General features: G+C 45.3%; 17 protein-coding genes. 8 read left to right on the top strand and 9 right to left on the bottom strand.

Features of this window, described 5'->3' with window-relative positions; all coding sequences use genetic code 11:
- Positions 1-76: 76 nt before the first annotated feature.
- Positions 77-2,695, bottom strand: a complete 2,619-nt coding sequence (acnD, locus tag F941_RS03305; protein ID WP_005007865.1) for a Fe/S-dependent 2-methylisocitrate dehydratase AcnD — start codon at positions 2,693-2,695, stop codon at positions 77-79.
- A gap of 237 nt (positions 2,696-2,932) precedes the next feature.
- On the opposite strand from acnD, the gene ygfZ reads away from it, so the two are divergent.
- A complete protein-coding gene (gene ygfZ, locus F941_RS03300; protein ID WP_005007864.1) occupies positions 2,933-3,655 on the top strand; it encodes a CAF17-like 4Fe-4S cluster assembly/insertion protein YgfZ in 723 nt (240 codons plus the stop codon).
- 137 nt (positions 3,656-3,792) lie between these two features.
- Positions 3,793-4,527, top strand: coding sequence for a DsbC family protein (locus F941_RS03295; RefSeq protein WP_005007863.1), 735 nt, complete (start codon positions 3,793-3,795; stop codon positions 4,525-4,527).
- A gap of 219 nt (positions 4,528-4,746) precedes the next feature.
- Here F941_RS03295 and F941_RS03290 read toward each other — a convergent pair whose 3' ends face one another.
- A complete protein-coding gene (locus F941_RS03290) occupies positions 4,747-5,931 on the bottom strand; it encodes a PQQ-dependent sugar dehydrogenase (RefSeq protein ID WP_005007862.1) in 1,185 nt (394 codons plus the stop codon).
- A gap of 123 nt (positions 5,932-6,054) precedes the next feature.
- Here F941_RS03290 and F941_RS03285 point away from each other — a divergent pair, with 123 nt between their 5' ends.
- Positions 6,055-6,375 (top strand): low molecular weight protein tyrosine phosphatase family protein, encoded by a 321-nt coding sequence (locus F941_RS03285; protein ID WP_026253370.1) that lies wholly within the window; start codon positions 6,055-6,057, stop codon positions 6,373-6,375.
- A 58-nt stretch (positions 6,376-6,433) separates the two neighbouring features.
- Here F941_RS03285 and F941_RS03280 read toward each other — a convergent pair whose 3' ends face one another.
- Positions 6,434-6,679, bottom strand: a complete 246-nt coding sequence (locus tag F941_RS03280; RefSeq protein WP_005007855.1) for a hypothetical protein — start codon at positions 6,677-6,679, stop codon at positions 6,434-6,436.
- A 373-nt stretch (positions 6,680-7,052) separates the two neighbouring features.
- On the opposite strand from F941_RS03280, the gene F941_RS03275 reads away from it, so the two are divergent.
- Positions 7,053-7,859 carry a tetratricopeptide repeat protein gene (locus tag F941_RS03275; RefSeq protein ID WP_005007852.1) on the top strand — a complete coding sequence of 269 codons (807 nt, stop codon included), beginning with the start codon at positions 7,053-7,055 and terminating at the stop codon, positions 7,857-7,859.
- 102 nt (positions 7,860-7,961) lie between these two features.
- On the opposite strand, the gene F941_RS03270 is transcribed toward F941_RS03275, so the two are convergent.
- The 4 genes from F941_RS03270 to F941_RS03255 form a co-directional block, all read right to left on the bottom strand.
- Complete coding sequence (locus F941_RS03270; protein ID WP_005007848.1) at positions 7,962-8,900, bottom strand: AEC family transporter; 939 nt, start codon at positions 8,898-8,900, stop codon at positions 7,962-7,964.
- A 126-nt stretch (positions 8,901-9,026) separates the two neighbouring features.
- Positions 9,027-10,142, bottom strand: coding sequence for an NADH:flavin oxidoreductase/NADH oxidase (locus F941_RS03265; protein WP_005007846.1), 1,116 nt, complete (start codon positions 10,140-10,142; stop codon positions 9,027-9,029).
- 55 nt (positions 10,143-10,197) lie between these two features.
- Positions 10,198-12,297 carry a TonB-dependent receptor gene (locus tag F941_RS03260; RefSeq protein WP_005007844.1) on the bottom strand — a complete coding sequence of 700 codons (2,100 nt, stop codon included), beginning with the start codon at positions 12,295-12,297 and terminating at the stop codon, positions 10,198-10,200.
- A gap of 23 nt (positions 12,298-12,320) precedes the next feature.
- Positions 12,321-13,586, bottom strand: coding sequence for a carbohydrate porin (locus tag F941_RS03255; RefSeq protein ID WP_005007843.1), 1,266 nt, complete (start codon positions 13,584-13,586; stop codon positions 12,321-12,323).
- 373 nt (positions 13,587-13,959) lie between these two features.
- Between F941_RS03255 and mutM the strand changes: the two genes are divergently transcribed.
- The 3 genes from mutM to F941_RS03240 all read left to right on the top strand — a co-directional run bounded on the left by mutM (position 13,960) and on the right by F941_RS03240 (position 15,661).
- The gene (gene mutM, locus F941_RS03250) at positions 13,960-14,814 is read left to right on the top strand and encodes a bifunctional DNA-formamidopyrimidine glycosylase/DNA-(apurinic or apyrimidinic site) lyase (RefSeq protein ID WP_005007842.1); all 855 of its coding nucleotides are present in this window, start codon (positions 13,960-13,962) and stop codon (positions 14,812-14,814) included.
- A complete protein-coding gene (locus tag F941_RS03245; RefSeq protein WP_005007841.1) occupies positions 14,811-15,089 on the top strand; it encodes a peptidylprolyl isomerase in 279 nt (92 codons plus the stop codon). The genes mutM and F941_RS03245 overlap by 4 nt, the downstream gene beginning before the upstream one ends.
- Positions 15,090-15,286: 197 nt before the next feature.
- The gene (locus tag F941_RS03240; RefSeq protein ID WP_005007840.1) at positions 15,287-15,661 is read left to right on the top strand and encodes a hypothetical protein; all 375 of its coding nucleotides are present in this window, start codon (positions 15,287-15,289) and stop codon (positions 15,659-15,661) included.
- A gap of 38 nt (positions 15,662-15,699) precedes the next feature.
- Here F941_RS03240 and mscL read toward each other — a convergent pair whose 3' ends face one another.
- Both mscL and typA read right to left on the bottom strand, forming a co-directional pair.
- Positions 15,700-16,134, bottom strand: coding sequence for a large conductance mechanosensitive channel protein MscL (mscL, locus tag F941_RS03235; RefSeq protein WP_005007838.1), 435 nt, complete (start codon positions 16,132-16,134; stop codon positions 15,700-15,702).
- Positions 16,135-16,357: 223 nt separating this feature from the next.
- Positions 16,358-18,196 carry a translational GTPase TypA gene (gene typA, locus F941_RS03230; RefSeq protein ID WP_005007836.1) on the bottom strand — a complete coding sequence of 613 codons (1,839 nt, stop codon included), beginning with the start codon at positions 18,194-18,196 and terminating at the stop codon, positions 16,358-16,360.
- A gap of 172 nt (positions 18,197-18,368) precedes the next feature.
- On the opposite strand from typA, the gene F941_RS03225 reads away from it, so the two are divergent.
- Positions 18,369-19,739: a uracil-xanthine permease family protein gene (locus F941_RS03225; protein ID WP_005007834.1), complete on the top strand. Its 1,371-nt coding sequence runs from the start codon at positions 18,369-18,371 to the stop codon at positions 19,737-19,739.
- Positions 19,740-19,752: the final 13 nt, after the last annotated feature.

The following is a 19,752-nucleotide window of genomic DNA, read 5'->3' as shown; positions in this document are numbered from 1 at the left end:
CTTATATATATTTAAAAAACCCCACTTAACAGTAGGGTTTTTATCAAATAAAATCAATCACTTTCAGCTTAAAGTCTTAAGCCACATTCCCTTCCAAGAAATCCTGCGCAAAACGCTGCAACACACCACCCGCTTCATACACAGACACTTCTTCTTCCGTATCTAGGCGGCAGGTTACAGGCACTTCAACGATTTCACTTTTACCGTCTTCCGTCGCACGCTCAATCACTAAAGTTAAAGTCGAACGCGGCGCAATATTGCCAATCACGCTATACAGCTCAGTACCATCTAAACCTAAAGTTTTACGGTCAGTGCCTGCTTTAAACTCAAGCGGCAGCACGCCCATACCCACTAAGTTGGTACGGTGAATACGTTCAAAACCTTCCGCCACAATCGCTTCCACACCTGCAAGGCGCACACCTTTAGCAGCCCAGTCACGGCTTGAACCCTGACCATAGTCTTTACCGGCAATGATGATCAGCGGCTGCTTGCGGTTCATATAAGTTTCAATCGCTTCCCACATGCGCATCACTTCGCCCTCAGGCTCAACACGCGCCTTAGACCCCTGCTTGACCGTACCATCCGCGCGAACCACCATTTCATTGAACAGTTTCGGGTTGGCAAATGTCGCACGCTGTGTGGTCAAGTGGTCACCGCGGTGTGTTGCGTAAGAGTTGAAGTCTTCTTCAGGCACGCCCATTTTTTTCAGATATTCACCTGAAGCGCTGTCTAACACAATCGCATTCGAAGGTGACAAATGATCTGTGGTGATGTTGTCGCCCAAGATCGCCAGCGGACGCATGTTTGCTAAAGTGCGCGGTGCTGCCAAAGCCCCTTCCCAGTACGGCGGACGGCGGATATAGGTACTTTTCGGGCGCCAGTCGTACAGCGGACTCGCAGCTTTTTCATTCACGCCCAAATCAAACATTGGAATGTAGATTTTTTTGAACTGTTCTGGCTTAACCGCAACTTTCACCAAAGCATCAATTTCTTCATCAGACGGCCAAATGTCTTTCAGGTAAATAGGGTTACCGTCTTTGTCATTGCCCAATGCATCTGTTTCAATGTCAAAACGAATGGTTCCTGCAATCGCATAGGCCACAACCAGCGGAGGCGAGGCCAAGAACGCTTGTTTTGCATAAGGATGGATACGGCCATCAAAATTGCGGTTGCCTGAAAGCACAGCAGTTGCATACAGGTCACGGTCAATGATTTCTTGCTGAATTTTTGGATCTAGCGCGCCTGACATCCCGTTACAAGTGGTACATGCATACGCCACGATGCCAAAGCCGAGTTTTTCTAAATCATGCAGTACCCCTGCCTCTTCCAAATACAGCGCTGCCGCTTTAGAACCCGGTGCAAATGACGTTTTCACCCATGGCTTGCGCACTAGGCCAAGCTCATTCGCCTTACGCGCCAGCAAGCCTGCTGCCACAGTATTGCGCGGGTTAGAGGTATTGGTGCAAGAAGTAATGGCTGCAATGATGATGGCGCCATCTGGCATTAGGCCTTCCGCTTCTTGCGCAAGTGCCGCGTCTAAGTTGCCAGCAATGCCTTTGGCTTTTAGATCAGCCGTTGATACACGCGCATGCGGGTTGGATGGCCCTGCAATGTTGCGCGTCACTGTTGATAAATCGAAGCGCAATACACGCGGATATTCCGCTTGAGTCATGTCAGATGCCCAAAGACCGATCTCTTTGGCATAGCGTTCAACCAGTTTCACCTGATCCGCTTCACGGCCGGTCAGGGTTAAATAATCAATGGTGTTTTGGTCAATGTAGAACATGGCCGCCGTTGCGCCGTATTCAGGCGTCATGTTGGAAATCGTCGCGCGATCCCCTACCGACATGCTGTCTGCGCCTTCACCGAAGAATTCGAGGTATGCACCCACTACGCGCTCTTTACGCAAGAATTCAGTCAATGCCAAAACGATATCTGTTGCGGTAATGCCCGCTTGGCGCTGTCCCACAAACTCCACACCGATGATGTCTGGAAGACGCATCCAAGATGCACGGCCCAGCATCACGTTTTCAGCCTCTAAACCGCCGACACCAATCGAAATCACGCCTAAAGCATCAGTATGCGGTGTATGTGAGTCTGTGCCTACACAGGTATCCGGGAATGCAATGCCGCCACGGTTTTGAATCACTGGAGACATTTTCTCCAAATTGATTTGATGCATGATGCCGTTGCCTGCAGGGATCACATCGACATTTTCAAAGGCTGTTTTGGTCCATTCGATGAAGTGGAAACGGTCTTCATTGCGGCGGTCTTCAATGGCGCGGTTTTTCTCGAAGGCATCTGGGTCATAACCGCCAAACTCGACAGCAAGAGAATGGTCGACAATCAGCTGCGTTGGCACCACTGGATTGACTTTCGATGGATCACCGCCTTGGTCGGCAATCGCATCACGCAAACCGGCAAGGTCAACGAGCGCTGTTTGCCCCAAGATGTCATGGCACACTACACGTGCAGGATACCAAGGGAAATCGTGGTCTTGCTTGCGGTTAATCAATTCTTTTAAAGACTGTTCGAGGATGGCTGGATCACAGCGGCGCACCAATTGTTCAGCCAATACTTTTGAGGTGTAAGGAAGTTTTGCGTATGCGCCTGGCTGGATGTCTTCTACGGCTTGACGCACATCGAAGTATTCGAGCTGGGTGCCTGACAGGGGTTTACGGTAGTTGTTATTCATTGCGCTGTGCCTCTTGCATCATTTTGTTCTGCATGTCTAATGCTCTGAATACTACACTGCCGAAAAGCCATTTCCCAAATCGTTTAAATTTCATAAGCTTAGATATAAAAATAGGGGGTTTTGAAATATTTGGTTACATTAACTTTGGGATATTTGCTCTAAATATGATTTTTTTTGAAAAATAGCGGAAAATAGGCCTAATTCTTTAGTATTAGATGATAGATAAGCGAGCAATTCATGAGCGATTTAGCCTTCTCCTCATTCACTTTAATCGGTGCAGATGCGCAAAAATTCCTGCAGGGACAAGTCACTTTAAATACCGAAGCATTGGCTGAAAATACCACGCGCTATACCGCAATTTGTGACCTGAAAGGCCGCATTCACTTCGGTTTGTGGTTAAAAAAGGTCAATCCAGAACATTTTGAAATTGTCACTACTGCCGATCAGGCCGATGAGTTTTCCAAGCACATTAAAAAGTACGGCGCGTTCTCTAAAATGAAGCTTGAACCCGCGGGTTCAGTTTTCCCGGCACTGCTTGACGATACGACTGCTTTTTCAGCAGAAATCACTGATATTACCGCTTGGGAAGTGTCTGCCATTCAAAACGGTCAAGCATTCATCAGCCAAAAAACTGAAGGCATGTTCCAGCCGCAAGAACTGCGCCTGCATCAGCGTGAAGGCGTTCACTATGACAAAGGCTGCTATTTGGGTCAGGAAGTGATTGCGCGTTTATGGTTTAAAGCCAAACCGAAAGCATGGCTGCATGCCATTCAAGGTTCAGGCGATGTGCCTGCTTTGGGTGAGCAGTTGAATAAAGGCGTTCAAGTGGTGAATAGCGCGGCTTTTGAGGGCGGTTTTATTGCACTTGCGGTTGCCCGTCCTGACGCTTTAGAAGAACTAGGCGTGACTGTTTTAGCAATGCCTGAATATTTGAGCGGTGATGTGGCTCGACCTGCTTAAGTCTATAATTTTTAGACTGTTGTGATAGATTAGCCTCTAGGTTTAGGGGCTTTTTTAATGACTAGATCCTTTCAATGTAGCTTGTACTTTGTCATCAACTCTGTAAATATTTATAAAAATATCAACAATTAAACATTATGAAAAAATTAACTATTTTAGCACCAATCCTGACTTGGCTTGTTTTAGGCAGTTCAGTCAGCTTTGCAGATGATCTCGACAAAATAAATCAAGCTGCTCAACAATTTCCTAGAGAATTAAAGCCTGAGTTTATCGATAAGACGCCAATTGAAGGACTGTATGCCTTATCGAATGCCCGGGGCACATTTATGATGGACGCTAAAAGCAAATATTTGATTAAAGGAAAAATTTTAGACATCAATAATCAATCGAACATTACAAATGCCATTTATCAAAAACACTATGCAATAAACCCCAAGCAACTCCCGCTGAATCAAGCTTTTAAAGAAGTAAAGGGAAATGGGAAACATGTCATTTATGTTTTTGCAGATCCGGACTGCCCTGCTTGCCAGGCATTCCAAAGCGCTTTCGAAGAAATGGATAATATGACTATTTACACTTTTCCATTTGCATTAACTCACCTGCACCCAACCGCATTAACAACGGCAAAAAAAATCTGGTGCTCTAAAGAACCTTTAAAAGTATGGAAAGAATATTTAATTGAGGAGAAAAAACCAAAACAGCAATCTACTGATTGCAGCAATCCAATTGATCAAAATATGGATTTGACTAAAAAACTGAATATCTCAATTACCCCCACTGTTTTTAATTCACTCGGGCAGCGAATGGCGGGTCTTGAGACTGAAGAAGAATTTGAAGAATTTATTACCCCAAAAAAAGTACAATTAAATTAATACATAATTTACAGGGTGTTTTTGAAGGGAAATGCCCTATAAAATTTGAGAACATAAATTCTTAATTTTATTTATGCCAGACATAAATAGTGGAATAAACATAACAATACAACTGCTCAATAGAACCATGGATCAGCATCTCATACCACTCAATTTCACCTGACTATTCGCATCTGCAGTCATGCTCTTTCTCCTGAATTTTTAGAAAAACTCAAAAAATTAGAAAGGCACTTTCTTCCTCACATAATAAACTACACCACCCCGATCATCCGAAAAATAAAAGGAGTTTGCATCAATCCGGTAAATATCTGCAGGACGTCCATTGACTTTTTTACCCGCTAGAAAACCATCCATAAAAGTTTCAAGTTTTTGCCCTTTGCGCATAATCGCAATTTTATAGCCATGCCCAATCGCTTCATCTGTAGAACCATGCAAAGCCACTAAAAAAGAATTTTTGATGCTGTCATCTGTGTCTGGATGGTCAAAATAATCAAAACCGAGCGCTGACGAATGGGATGGGAAATAGGCATAGGGAGCTGGCACATTTTTACAGCCTGAGGCACGTTTGAATTTAGGATCAGCCAAAACTTTTCCATTGGATGAATAGCAGGACGGCCAGCCATAATCGGCATCGCGTTTCAGCGCATAAAACGTTTCATCAGGTTTGCTTTTACCTAAATGATCTGCCCCCTGATTGGTCGCAAATAAAAACTTTCCAATCCATTTCAAACCGACGGCATTACGCAAGCCTGTGGCGTAGATCTTTTGTTCCGAACCATCAGGATTCATTTCTAAAACAGCTGCACGGACTTTTTCTTTCTCGGCACACGCATTGCAGCTTGAACCCACGGACACATAAATCTTGCCGTTTCCGCCTACTGCAATGGTCCGTGTAAGATGCCAGCCGCCATATTTATAACTGAGGCCATAATCAGGAAAAGTGGCTAAAACTTCAGCTTTGGCCGCGGGTTTAGTTTCACCTTGGCTAAATTTCCGCCGGGTAAGCTGATGAGTCTCAGCTAAATATAGCCAATCTTGCCCTTGGGTATCTGTATAAAACTGCACTGAATTTGGGTTCTTCAACCCCGTCATATAAGGAATGATTTTGCCGAATTTTCCGGTTTCTGCATTCCATTCATCCAGAATATAAATACTGCCTTTTTCGTTGTCGGACAAATCACGCATATCCGTGACAAACATTCTGCCATCCGGCGCTTGAGCAAAAAAACGTACCCGTTTTAGGCCTTCAGCCGCAGGAATGATGTCGTAATTGGACGGAAGATTGAAAGAAAATTGCTTTCCATTTTTCAAGTGTATTGGATGAGGAACAAGTTTTGGCTGCCCTGCTAAGCCTGCCATTGAGCAGGCTAAACTTAAAAATAAAGCTGACAGTATTTTTATCATTTTAGATCCGTCTCGATTCATCTTATGAAAATAGCTTCTATTTATGTTATATAAATTAAATCTTTTGGGCTGAAATATATTTAAAAATAATCATCAACAAACAATAAATTGTGAGAAATCAGTATTAACTATCTTTTTATTTGCAGCGGCAACCAATGGCGCAGTCCAACAGCAGAGCGTATTTTTGCAGCAGGTTACGGTATTCATACGCGTTCTGCGGGGACAAGCCGTCATGCAAAACATAGCTTAACCGTTAAAGATATTGCCTGGGCAGATTGTATTTGTGTCATGGAACAAAAACATAAAACATGGATCAAAGAAAAATTTCATAAAGAGCTGTCATATAAGAAAATTATTGTTTTAGATATTCCTGATGACTATCAATATATGGATGAAGACTTAATCGAAATACTCAAACAATCCATGCAGCATTATCTCGATTAAATCTATAAAATGATGTTGAAGCGAAATATTCAGTCGCCATCTTTCAAGTCAGGTTTAATTAAAACCCATGAAACAGCTTATTCATGTCTTTGCATAAATAATCTTTAAATGAATAATCCCGCGCATGCTTGGCGTCAAATTTTGCCGTCACGCCCTCTTTTTCAAAGATATACACGCGGTCTTCCTTGCTCACCAAATACTCGCCGCCAAGCTTCATCAGCAAAGCATCAATCTTATCTTCATGCGCAATGCTGTCATCTTGATTGATTTTGTCATAATTGCGTTTAATGCCTTTAATAAACATTCATCTGCTCTTTCATTTAATGCAGCGCAGATTTACCTCAAAACACAATGAAAAGCAAATCCGTTTAAAATAAAACGTAAAAATTCATAATCAGCTCATCCTCGGGCTTTAAATTGAAAATGCCAAGGTTCACATTCCATCGGACGGTATTTCAAGCCATTTGCACAGCCTGCATGCCAATGCCTGAAGATTTTGCATTGATCATGCATTTTTTTGATCAGCATGCTTGCACAATGGCTGACCGCTTGGAATATTTCACAAAAGGCATATTTACTTTCACATAATTCTAATTATGATGAGATATACGGTTACTACACATGAATATGCTCAGACACATAAATGGATTTATGCTGCTGTATTAAAAAGGTTTAAAATGAAAAAAATTCTATTCGCAGGCTTAATTGCACTCTCTTCTCAATTTGCTTTAGCTGAAGCGCCAGCCAACAGCACTGATCCTGAATTCGCCAAAATTGAAGCGATGGTGAAAGCAAAGAATCTGACCGGCGCTTACCAAGCTTTAGAAAAATTGGCAAAGCAAGGCAATGCGCAAGCGATTTATAATCTAGGTTACTTGACGCAAACGGGCCAAGGCACAGCCAAAAGCGAGAAGAAAGCGATTGAGCTGTATGAGCAAGCTGCAAACAAAGGCTACCCGGTAGCAAACTATGTTTTAGGCAAAAACTATATTGCAGGTTCAATGGGCTTAAAGGCTGATCCTGTCAAAGCCAAACAATATCTTGAAAAGGCTTCTTCACAAGGCTTTGATGATGCCAGCATCGATTTAGCCGTGCTGCTGTTCTCTGAAAATAAGCCTGAATCCGACAAAGCCGGCTTGGCAAAACTCGATCCTTTAGTGAAAAAAGGCAATTTTCAAGCGATGCATGCCAAAGCGCTGTATGACATCAGCACCGGCTTTAAAAACAAAGATGAAAAGCCCATTCAGCAAGGCCTGAATAGCATTCAGGATTTGGCTAAAAAAGGCTACATCCCTGCGCTGATGGCAGTCGGCAATATGTTTGCCAACGGCAATATCATTCCGCAGAACTTAACGGAAGCGCAAAAAATCTTTACCGCTTTAGCCAAAGAGAATGTGCCGCAAGCCAAAGAGTCTTTAGCAACCGTCAACAAAATGATTGCAGAGCAAGCCAAGGCCCCTAAGCCAGCAGCGAAAAAGAGCTGATCAGCCTTCTTTTTCAATCCTAAGCAGTACAAAAGCCAAACATTCAACGTTTGGCTTTTTTATGCAAGGGACAGGCTGCGGAGGTTAAATCTGCCTGTATCCTCACAGCGGAATAAACCGTGCAGACTGCGACAGCAGCACGGCGACGGCAATAAACCCCATAATCGTGCTGAGCACCAGCGGCGCTAAAGCCTTTTCTCCTAAACCGTAATGCTGCGCGAAGATGCCGAAAGCGACTGGCATGGGAAGCGCCGCCAGCAATGTGCCGACAAAGAGCATTTCTGAGCTGGCATTCAGCAGCCGCAGCAAGCTGAAAATCATCAATGGCATCAGCACGACTTTCAAAGCTGCCAAAGCCATGCTTTGCAGATTTATCGCATTCAGCTTCATGCCGGCTAAACTGCCGCCAATGACAAACAGCGCCAAAGGCGAAGCGGTTTTTCCCAGCATTTCCAGCGCTTGGACAACAGCGCTGGGCAATTTCAGCTGCAGCAATACACAGCCAAGGCCGATTAAAATCGCAAGGATCACAGGATTCTGCAGCAGCCGTTTCAGCAGAATTTTAAATACAGCACCTTGCTGAGGCAAACTCAAATGCTGCCCTCTTTCTGCCAAAAGCAGCATCAAGGTCAAAATCAGCAGGTTTTCAATAATTAAAGTTAAGGAGAGATAAACAGCGGAATGGCTGCCCAGCAGCAGGGTCAAAATCGCGGTACCGATAAAACCGGTATTGGACATGGAGGCGCCCATGGCCAAGACACTGGCATGGGTCATCGACTGGATGAAAAACTTCCGGTACAGCAAGTATGTCAGCACAAACAGCAGCAAAGAACCGCCGCCATAGCCAATGAAATAGGCCGGATGCCAAATTTCCGCTAAGTTTTTGCTGGCCAGCGCCTGCACCAAAAAGGCAGGCAAAGACACTTTCATTACAAACTGGCTCAGCGGCTGAATATACCCTGAGGCAATAAATCCGCTTCTGACCGCCCAGTACCCCAGCAGCGCAATCAAGCAAATTGGCAACAGCACATTCGCCAGCACAGCATCTTCCTTATACAGTGTTATTGATCACCGCTCAGCGGCTTTAATCATTTGGAACAGCCAGTTTTTCCCTTAATAGCGGACACTCAAAAGCGGCATAAAAAGAAATTGATTGTTCAAAATATCTTAGCGCTTAAAAGGCTTAAATAAATCGCGCAGTCCATGCGGCTGACAGCGTAAATACTGCGGCGCCACTGCAACTGTTTCTCCCAGTTCGGCAGCGGCATGCCAAGGCCAGCGCGGATCATACAGGATTGCACGGGCAAGGCCGATGGCATCAGCCTGCTCATAATGCAGAATGCCTTCCGCCTGCAAAGCGTCCGTAATCAAGCCTACTGCAATGACTGGAATGCTGAGCTCTTGTTTAACCGCGGCGGCAAATGGCACTTGATAGCCTGCATGCAGATCAATTTTCTGCTCAATATGCAGCCCGCCGCTGGATACATGAATATACGCTGCGCCTAATTGTTCCAAAGCTTTCGATAAGCCCACGGTAGACTCGACATCCCAGCTGGCCGCATCATCCATCCAGTCTGTCGCAGATAAACGCACGCCAATGGGATAGCCGGCAGGCACCGCGTCTTGCATGGCCTGAAATACCTCCAGCGTCAAACGGATGCGGTTTTCAAAGCTGCCGCCATACTCATCGCTGCGCTGATTTGACAGCGGCGACATAAATTGATGCAGCAAATAGCCATGCGCTGCATGCAATTCAATCAAATCAAAACCGGCATCTACAGCCCGCTTGGCGGACTCTGCAAAATCAGCAATGACTGTCTTAATTTCACCTGCCGTCAGCGCATGCGGCGCATGATCCGCCGGATTAAACGGCAGATTGCTGGCGGAAACTGTTTGCCAGCCCTGCGCGTGTTCAGGCGCCAGCTGGCCGCGGCCATCCCAAGGCTTATCGGTCGAGGCTTTGCGCCCTGCATGCGCCAACTGAATGCCGAACGGCATCGGTGAAAGTGATTTTACTTTCACCAGCAGCGCTTTCATCTGCGCACGCTGCAAATCATTCCACAGGCCCAAATCTGCATAACTGATGCGCCCTTCCGGCTGCACTGCAGTCGCCTCTACAATGCACAGCCCGGCACCGGACAGCGCATAATTCGCCCATTGCTGCTCATGCCAATACGTCAGCTCACCCTGTTCATTGGCAGAGTATTGACACATCGGCGCAATCACAATTTTATTGCTCAATTGCAACTGGCCAAATTGAATAGGCTGAAATAATAACGCCACGCAAATCTCCTTACTGCCCTGCTTGATCTAATGTTTAGCTTAGTGCTGTTTTTAATTAAAATGCTTTGGTGATACTCAATCCTGCGCTCCAGTTTAATCCATCCGCAGGTTCAAAAAAGCGCCCATTGCCGTCATTCACAATGACTGAGCCGACATAGTTTTCATCAAATAAATTATCAGCCCTTACATACGTCCGGACTTTCCAATCCGCTTGCTTCCACACATAGCCGGCATTGGCGGAAACCACGGTATAGCTTGGCGCAGCGTCACTGTTGGCATCATCGACATAGACTTTATCCATATAGCGCACATCTACGCCTGCGTTAAATCCTGTTTCCGGCTGCCAGCCTAAACTGGCAAAAGCCTGATTTTTGGCAATGCCGGGAATTTTAGCGCCGGATTGAATACCGGCAGTATTGCCGTCAAATTCAGCATTAATGTAGCTGTAGCTGGCCTGCGTACTCAAATCACGCCAAAGGGTTTTATTCCAAGACAGCTCTGCCCCTTCACGCAAAGTCCTGTCGGCATTTTTAAATGTGGCGCGGCCATCAATCGTGCCTGCGGAAACAATATCATTCTGTGTTTTGCTTTGGAAAACCGCCGCCGTGAAATTGCCCCATGCATTTTGCGCTTTCACACCCCATTCATAATTGTCACTGCTGGCAGGCAGCAAGTTGAAATTCATGCCATCGTTGGCTGAATAAGCCATCTCCGTAAAGGTAGGCGTTTCAAAGCCTTTGGCATAGCTGATATAGCTGCTGACATTGGCTGTGATGGCCCAGCTTAAGGCTGCCGACGGCAAGACTTTGTCATAGTCGGTTTTGCCGCTGTCATCACCGTTGCCAGCCTTAATATAATGATCCTTTGATTCATAATGCACATTGCTGTAGCGCAGGCCGGCATCTAAAGTCCAAGCCGGCAGGAAGTTCCACGAGGCTTGCAGGTATGGATCTAGATTCCATAGGGTATTATTTTCATCGCGGCGCAAATTGCCCTTTACACCATAATTTCCGCCGGCATCAAAGTTTTCATAGCCTTTGCGGTCTTCATCCATAGAGTCAAAAGCCAAACCCGCAGTAAAGCGGGTATTCGGCAGGAGTTCTTTGCCTGTCCAGCGCAGATCTGTTCCGTAATAATCACGGCTAAAATCAATCACACCGCCCGCATGGCGCAGATTGGCCTGTGTGCTGCTGGGAATTGACTGATACTGCACCACATCCCGCTGCCCGGCATAGGCCATGGCATACAGTTCATTTTGATCATTCAGCGGCTTGCTCCAGGTCAAGCCTGTCTGCGTCTGAGTAATGTCCTTGCGCACATCAAACTGCTTTAAAAATGGCACTTGCTGTTTCGGATTTTCCTGCCACTGCGCGCGGGTCAAGCCCTGCGGATCATCTGCATGAATGTCCACATGGTTGACAATCCAGTTGACCTTAGAGCCGTCATCTAAATCCCATGTCAGTTTGGCATTGCTCAAGACTTTTTGAGCTGCACTGTGCTCACGGTAGCCGTCAGTATCAAAATACGATGAACTGACCATATAGCTCGGCTCATTCGCTGTGTCTGCGCCGCCTTGAGCGACCACATCCACACGGCTTTTATTGTGGCTGCCGCCTGAATAGCCCAGCTCAATCGAGTCTTTACCTTCACCCTGCTTCGTACTGGTCAAAATCGCCCCGCCGGAAGAATTGCCATACAACGATGAAAACGGCCCGCCCAGCACCTCTATATGATCCAGGCTGCTGAGGTCAATATTTGAAGTCTGTCCCTGACCATCCGGCATAGTCGCTGGAATGCCATCAACATATAAGCGGATGCCGCGTACGCCGAAGGTAGAGCGCGCGCCATAGCCGCGCATAGACAGCTGCAGGTCCTGCGCATAATTTTCACGGTTGTTTAATTGCAGTCCCGGAACACCTTTCAGGGTTTCGGTTAAATTTACACCGATATTGTTTTGATGATTTTTTTGCTCTATGCGGTAAACAGAAGCCGGCGTATTCAGCCAAGCGGTGTCTGTCCGGGCAGCTTCTATTTTAATGACGGGAAGCAAAACAGGTTCCGTAGAACCTGTTTCTGCATATAGGCTTTGGCAGATGCTTGCCGTCAGTCCAAGTAAAGTCATTTGCATAGGAAGATTCAACGCTTTACTTGTCATCAGGTCACCTGCTTTTCAGCTCATTAAAATGTAACTTTAGAGCTTAAACCAATTAAGAAGGCATCATCAACTTTGTTTGTAGAACCTGGGTTAACCACATACTGTAAATTTGGACGCAGCATGAGCCATTTAGCTAGGTTGTAGCTGTAATTCAGTTCAATATTGTATTCAGCATGCGCGTCATATTGCGCTTTGCCTTCAGAGAAACGGTCATTCACATGCACACGGTTTAGGCCCAAGCCAATATAGTCATTTGGCAATGCTGCAGACAGGCCCACATATTTCAAGCCAATTTGCTGTGAATTGTCCACCTTATTGGTGATGCGGTCATGCCAAGTAAAGTTTGCAAAGCTATGCAGCCCCTGTTTGCCTGCGCCCGTTGAAGTCAGCTGCTGTTCCACTGCCAGCCAGCCGGCAAACGTACGGTCTTGCTGCTCGCCGGTTTGAATGTCTTTTTGGTTTTTAACTTCATCGGCAGTATTGTACATGCCGCCAACACGGTAGCTGCCCGGCAGGCCATTCACAAAAGACTTCGGTGTCCAAATCAATTCCACAGGAATCGTTACACCGTCTGCATTTTTGGTATCTAAATTCCAGCCGTGGCGTTCCAAGGCATTTTCCGGGTTGTATTCATAAACCCCCACTTGCGCAGCCACTTCAGGGGCCGCTTGATATTTCACGCGTCCGCCCCATTGAGAAACCGGCGTATTCATCCAGATATTGCCTTGCCATTTGCCCATTTGCGCCGCGCAAAATGCATTGCTTTGGAAATCACAGGCCATGACATTAAAGTCCATGCCCAAACCTAGGCGGCCGGCTTTAATGCTGATGCCTTGTTCCTTAAAGTTCTTTTCAATGGACAGTTCAGACAGGCGGCTTTTTTGATTGCCGCGGCCAAAATTGGCTTGAACATTGGCCCACTGCGGCGCCGAAGGATCCTGCAAATCATCCAATGTGGTGCTTTGGCCTTGGCGCGCCGTCATCACGGCGCGCACAGTCATGCCATTCCAGCCCGCCAGTTTTTCCATATCGAATTGAGTGCCTAACCACAGCTGGCTGGCCACTGTTGCAGAATGCCCTGCGTTGCGGCCGCCATCCGCCAAATACGCCGCATCCGCTGCGATATTGGCTTCAAATTTCACGCCTTGCTGCGCTAATTCGCTGCGTTTGCCGTCCCAATCGCCCAGCATGTACTGGCCTTTGGTGTCGAAAGGCTGCTGCGCCGCTTGAGTTTGGGTCATGGCTGCCATTAAAAATGCCGGCAATAGAGCTAGACTGAACTTTTTCATTGGAAAAACCTGAATGCAATAACTTAATGTTTTCAATTCAATAAATTGAAATTAAATGAATAATTACATAATTGTTAAATTTTTAATCTGCAAAATTTTTATCATTTGCTAAACTTTTAGTTATTACTTTCTTAATTTTAATAACTAAATATTAAGTACTATCTATTAATTTCAATATTTATCAGAAACTTATTATCCTCCTATTTTTTTTAGTCGCTCAGAGCCGCCGCAATCATATCTTTTTAAAATTGACTATGCAGACTACTTTTTTAGGAAAAACAAAAAAGCGCTGGCTTTTACATCCATTTCGAAGCTTGCAATCCCTGCCATTCAGCCCGATATTAAGCGTATCCGCCACAGCTCTGTCCGCCCAATGCCTGAATTACCCGAAGTTGAAACCACCAAAACCAGCCTGCTGCCTTTGCTTGATCAAAAAGTTTTAAAGGTGGAGGTTCGCCAGCCCAGCCTGCGCTGGCCCATTCCAGAAGATATTCAAAAGCTGGCTGGGCAAAAGCTGCTGAAGCTGACGCGGCGCTCTAAATACATTTTGGCTGAATTTGAGCAGGACAGCATGCTGTGGCATTTGGGCATGTCCGGCAGCTTTAGAATTTGCGACGGTCATGAAGAACTGCGCAAGCATGACCATTTGATTATCCAGTTTGAAGGTTTGCAGCTGCGCTATCATGACCCTCGGCGTTTTGGCTGCATTCTTTGGCTGAATGCAGACTCACAGGTCAAACTCATTGACACCTTAGGGCCAGAGCCCTTAAGCGATGACTTTAATGCCGAATATTTATTCAGCAAATTCAAAACTAAAAATACCGCCGTTAAAGTCGCTATGATGGACAATCACATTGTGGTCGGCGTCGGCAATATTTACGCCACAGAAAGCCTATTCAATTTAGGCATTCATCCGGCGCAGCCAGCATCTAGCCTGACATTTCAGCAAGTTGAAAAAATGGTGATAGAAATCAAGCGCATCTTAAAACAGGCGATTGACTTAGGCGGTTCAACCTTACGCGATTACAGTAACGCAATGGGTGAAAACGGCTATTTTCAGCAAACCTTGCTGGCTTATGGCCGCGCCGGTGAAATGTGCATCAACTGTGAAACGACTTTAGAAAATTTAAAGCTTGGACAGCGCGCATCGGTATTTTGTCCTGAATGCCAGCCTTTAAAAAAGGTTAAAATAGCCAGCAAGAAAACCCTTAAAGGAAGCAAAGCATGAAGTCTGCGATTGTCCGTCACATCTTGGTCAAAGACAAAGACCTGTGTGAACAGCTGAAAAAGAAAATTAAAGCAGGCGCTGACTTTGCCAAAATCGCCAAACAGCATTCGACTTGCCCGTCAGGCAAAAAAGGCGGTGAGCTCGGCGACATTAAAAAAGGCCAGCTGGTCGGCCCAATTGATAAAGCGGTATTTACCCTAGCGGAACGTGAGCTGCATGGCCCAATCAAAAGCCAATTTGGCTGGCATTTGCTGGAAATTAAATTTCGGATGTAACATAGCACCCACATTGAACATGCTATAACGAGTATATCGTGAATATGTGCTTTTCATCTTAAAGCACATAATCCCAGTATTTTTTTCAATCGTTCAGAACATTGGCTGGCGGTTTTCAATCATATAATATAAATCATAGCAACCAGATAACATTGCACTAAATCAATTCTACTTAATAATAAATAAAGGACATTCCATTGGGCTATTACAACTATTTTCGTCTTGGCACTGTCGATACAACAGATTTTACGATCATTCGAGGTGAACGAAAGCATGCACTTATCCAAGCATTATATGATGATCAAGATATGAACCCTCATGGTGAAGTCCAGTTGGCACTAGATTTAGATGGGAATCGTAACGATGAATCAAAATGGTATGATGCGATACAGCAAATTAGCAAATTATCCAAAAATCACCCCTTGGTCTTATTTATATTAGGTCAACAAGCCTGCGCACCCGAATCACCTGAAGAAGCAAATGAAGTATTTACAGGCATTCGAAATGGCATTGTTTTTTCGACATCAGAACCTAAGTTTATGAAAATGACGCCTCAACAAAATTCACAATAAAAAACGGCGCTTTAAGCGCCGTTTCGTTTTTTAATGAATTAACCTTTACGTTTCAACTCATCACGAATTTCACGTAGCAATTCGATATCTTCTGGCGTAGCTGCTGGCGCTTCAGGCTCTGCAGGCTGCTGACGGCGCATTTTGTTCATAATTTTCACCAGCAGAAACACCACCCAAGCCAAAAGCAGGAAGTTGATTAAGATGGTCAAGAAATTACCGTAGGCTAAAACATTCAAGCCTGCGTCTTGCGCTGCTTTTAATGTATTCAGGTTATTGGGATTATCGCCCAATACCAAGAACCAGTTTGAATAATCCACATCACCGCCAAGGATCCAAGAGATCACAGGCATGATGATATCTTTCACCATGGAATCAATAATCTTGCCGAATGCGCCGCCAATGATCACACCGACAGCTAAATCCATCACATTGCCTTTTACGGCAAATTCTTTAAATTCTTGAACAATACTCATCTTTATCTCCAGCCAACATTCGATGCTATTCTTTATTAAATTTTTTAAGTGATTTACATCACCAATTGTAATGTATAAGCATATTTAATTCCTTGTAATTTACTCGGAAAATATCCGCTTTAATATACAGCTTTGCGAATTCTAAACAAAAAAAGCCATCAATCACTTGATGGCTTTTTTTTTAATGATGCTGCGCTCTTAAGCGCAGTTTCACTTTTAAATCTTATTTACCAGAACGGTTACGCTTACGTTCGTTTTCAGTCAAATAACGCTTACGGATACGGATTGACTTCGGTGTTACTTCAACTAATTCATCATCTTCAATGAATTCAAGTGCTTGTTCAAGTGTATATTCAACAGCAGGAACAAGAGTTAACGCTTCATCTGTACCAGACGCACGTACGTTTGTTAACTGTTTTGCTTTCGTTGGGTTCACAGTCATGTCGTCTGAACGTGAGTTAATACCCACGATCATGCCTTCATAAACTTCTAACTGCGGTTTAGCGAATAGACGGCCGCGGTCTTGAAGTGTGAACAACGCATAGCCCAGGCAAGTACCTTGAACCATAGAAATCAGCACACCGTTTTGACGTTTCGCAACAGTACCTTGTTTCATTGGACCGTAGTGCGAGAAGCTTGACGTCATGATACCAGTACCAGAAGTCATGGTCAGGAATTCAGAACGGAAACCGATCAAGCCGCGTGAAGGAACAGTTGCTTCAATACGGATACGGCCTTTGCCGTCAACTTCCATATTGGTCATTTCGCCTTTACGGTGGCCCATTTGCTCCATTACAGAACCTTGGTGCTGTTCTTCAACGTCAAATGTTACGTTTTCGTATGGTTCTTGCTTTTCGCCATCAACTTCTTTCAAGATTACTTGCGGACGAGAAACACCCATCTCGAAACCTTCACGGCGCATGTTTTCAATCAGAACTGAAAGGTGAAGTTCACCGCGGCCAGACACTTTGAAACGGTCTGGACTGTCAGTATCTTCTACACGTAATGCAACGTTATGAATCAATTCACGGTCTAAACGTTCACGGATGTTGCGTGAAGTTACAAATTTACCTTCTTTACCCGCAAACGGTGAGTTGTTTACTTGGAAAGTCATAGTCACTGTAGGTTCATCTACAGAAAGTGGCGGCAAAGCTTCAACGTTTTTCTGATCACAAATGGTGTCAGAGATATGAAGTTCATCAATACCTGTTACACATACGATGTCGCCTGCTTGAGCAGAATCTACATCGATACGTTCTAAACCGTGGTAACCCATGATTTTCAGGATACGGCCGTTACGCGTCTTACCTTCTTTATCAATCACAGTTACAGGTGTGTTTAAGCTGATTGAACCGCGCTGAATGCGGCCAACACCGATAACACCTACGAAGCTGTTATAGTCCAGTGAAGAAATCTGCATTTGGAATGGACCGTCAACATCAACTGCTGGCGGTTCAACAATGTCTACGATTGTTTGGAACAATGGCGTCATGTCGTCTGCAAGTTCTTCTGGAGAAGGACCAGCAACACCGCGAAGGCCTGATGCATAAACAACCGGGAAGTCTAACTGTTCGTCAGTACCGCCTAAGTTATCAAACAAATCGAATACTTGATCGATTACCCAGTCTGGACGCGCGCTTGGCTTGTCGACTTTGTTGATAATCACGATTGGCTTCAAACCGCGCGCGAACGCTTTTTGCGTTACGAAACGAGTTTGCGGCATTGGGCCTTCTTGAGAATCGACAAGAAGCAATACGCAGTCAACCATCGACATTACACGTTCTACTTCACCGCCGAAGTCAGCATGTCCCGGGGTGTCCACGATGTTGATGCGGTATTCAGTATCAGTACGCTTATCTAACCATTTGATCGCAGTGTTTTTTGCAAGAATGGTAATACCGCGTTCACTTTCAATAGCGCCCGAATCCATTACACGTTCGATCTCGCCTGCGCGATCACCAAGAGCACCTGATTGCTGTAAAAGTTTGTCTACAAGAGTCGTCTTACCATGATCGACGTGCGCAATAATGGCAATGTTACGGAGAGTTTTGATATCTGACATGTAAATTCGATACGCCTAAAGTTTGAGGGCAAATTATACAGAAAAAATATAAATTTTAGTAGTGACAGTTTATTGACAGGCTCATTTTTTTGACCAGTAGCATGTTTTTTGGGTTTGTAAAGCTGTGTAATCAGATTAGAATAGCGCCACCTTGCCTTAATTTGCCCTGCACATGTCTGATTTAAATCAATCTCCCAGCCCCAAAGATCAACTTGATTTAGTCTATGGACTGAATGACCGTCCGAAACCTCTTGTTGCATTTCTTGCTGCATTTCAGCACTTATTGGCGATCATTGTACCGATCGTCACGCCAGGCCTGCTGATCTGTTTAGCTTTAGGCGTGTCCAAAGAAGACACCAATATGATTCTTTCCATGTCATTGGTGATCTCAGGCATTGCCACTTTTTTGCAATGCAAAAAAGTGGGCCCCTTTGGCGCAGGCCTGCTGATCGTTCAAGGCACCAGCTTTAACTTTATCGGCCCAATTATTGGCATCGGTTCGGCGATGGTTGCGGCAGGCACGCCTGTTGAAGCTGTCATGGCCTCTATTTTTGGCGTTGTGATTGCGGGCTCATTTATTGAAATGGGTGTTTCGCGCATTCTTCCCTGGGTGAAGAAACTCATTACACCGCTGGTTACAGGCATTGTTGTGCTGTTAATCGGCTTGACCCTGATTAAGGAAGGCCTCATCAGCATGGGCGGCGGCTATCAGGCCATGAGCGATAAAACCTTCGCCAATACAGACAATTTAATTATGTCCTGTACGGTTTTGGCATTAATTATCATCCTAAACCGTGTGCGCATCACTTGGGTAAAAAGCTCCGCCATCTTAATCGCTTTAATTGTCGGTTATGTTCTTGCGGGCTTTATGGGGCATCTAAATTTCTCAGGCTTAGAAGATGCGCCGCTGGTGCAAATTCCAACACCAATGCACTTTGGATTAAGCTTCTCTTGGAGCTTATTCATTCCCATGGCATTCATCTACCTGGTCACCTCTTTGGAAGCCATTGGCGACATTACAGCGACCTCTAAACTGTCAAACCAGCCTGTAGATGGCCCTGAATGGATGCAGCGCATTAAAGGCGGCGTCTTGGTGAATGGCGCGAACTCTTTGCTTGCCGGCTTATTCAATACGTTCCCGAGTTCTGTATTTGCGCAAAACAATGGCGTGATTCAGCTCACTGGGGTTGCCAGCCGCTACGTCGGCATTTGGATTGCAGCGCTGCTGGTCATTCTCGGCTTATTGCCAGCCGTTGCAGGCGTGATTCAGGCTGTGCCGCAAGCGGTGCTGGGCGGCGCCGTCATGGTAATGTTTGGCGCAGTGGCGGCTTCAGGCATTAATATTCTTTCAGGCATCCATTTAGACCGACGCGCGCTGCTGATCATTGCGATTTCATTAGCATTAGGCTTGGGTGTTGCGCAAGTGCCGCAAATTCTAGAACACTTGCCTGAACTGTTCCGCAATATCTTCAGCTCCGGCGTCGCTACTGGCGGCATCGCAGCCTTGCTATTAAATATTATCCTTCCTGAAACGAAGAAATAATTTCATTTCAGTA

Origin of the sequence: Acinetobacter bouvetii DSM 14964 = CIP 107468 (assembly GCF_000368865.1) — a bacterium.
GTDB lineage: Bacteria > Pseudomonadota > Gammaproteobacteria > Pseudomonadales > Moraxellaceae > Acinetobacter > Acinetobacter bouvetii.
The sequence above is the reverse complement of the archived record's forward strand: the minus strand, read 5'-3'. Positions and strand labels throughout refer to the sequence as shown.

Coding starts and splice junctions, on each gene's coding strand:
- acnD (WP_005007865.1), bottom strand. CDS start 2,695: ATGAATAACAACTACCGTAAACCCCTGTCAGGCACCCAGCTCGAATAC.
- ygfZ (WP_005007864.1), top strand. CDS start 2,933: ATGAGCGATTTAGCCTTCTCCTCATTCACTTTAATCGGTGCAGATGCG.
- F941_RS03295 (WP_005007863.1), top strand. CDS start 3,793: ATGAAAAAATTAACTATTTTAGCACCAATCCTGACTTGGCTTGTTTTA.
- F941_RS03290 (WP_005007862.1), bottom strand. CDS start 5,931: ATGATAAAAATACTGTCAGCTTTATTTTTAAGTTTAGCCTGCTCAATG.
- F941_RS03280 (WP_005007855.1), bottom strand. CDS start 6,679: ATGTTTATTAAAGGCATTAAACGCAATTATGACAAAATCAATCAAGAT.
- F941_RS03275 (WP_005007852.1), top strand. CDS start 7,053: ATGAAAAAAATTCTATTCGCAGGCTTAATTGCACTCTCTTCTCAATTT.
- F941_RS03260 (WP_005007844.1), bottom strand. CDS start 12,297: ATGACAAGTAAAGCGTTGAATCTTCCTATGCAAATGACTTTACTTGGA.
- F941_RS03255 (WP_005007843.1), bottom strand. CDS start 13,586: ATGAAAAAGTTCAGTCTAGCTCTATTGCCGGCATTTTTAATGGCAGCC.
- mutM (WP_005007842.1), top strand. CDS start 13,960: ATGCCTGAATTACCCGAAGTTGAAACCACCAAAACCAGCCTGCTGCCT.
- F941_RS03245 (WP_005007841.1), top strand. CDS start 14,811: ATGAAGTCTGCGATTGTCCGTCACATCTTGGTCAAAGACAAAGACCTG.
- mscL (WP_005007838.1), bottom strand. CDS start 16,134: ATGAGTATTGTTCAAGAATTTAAAGAATTTGCCGTAAAAGGCAATGTG.
- typA (WP_005007836.1), bottom strand. CDS start 18,196: ATGTCAGATATCAAAACTCTCCGTAACATTGCCATTATTGCGCACGTC.
- F941_RS03225 (WP_005007834.1), top strand. CDS start 18,369: ATGTCTGATTTAAATCAATCTCCCAGCCCCAAAGATCAACTTGATTTA.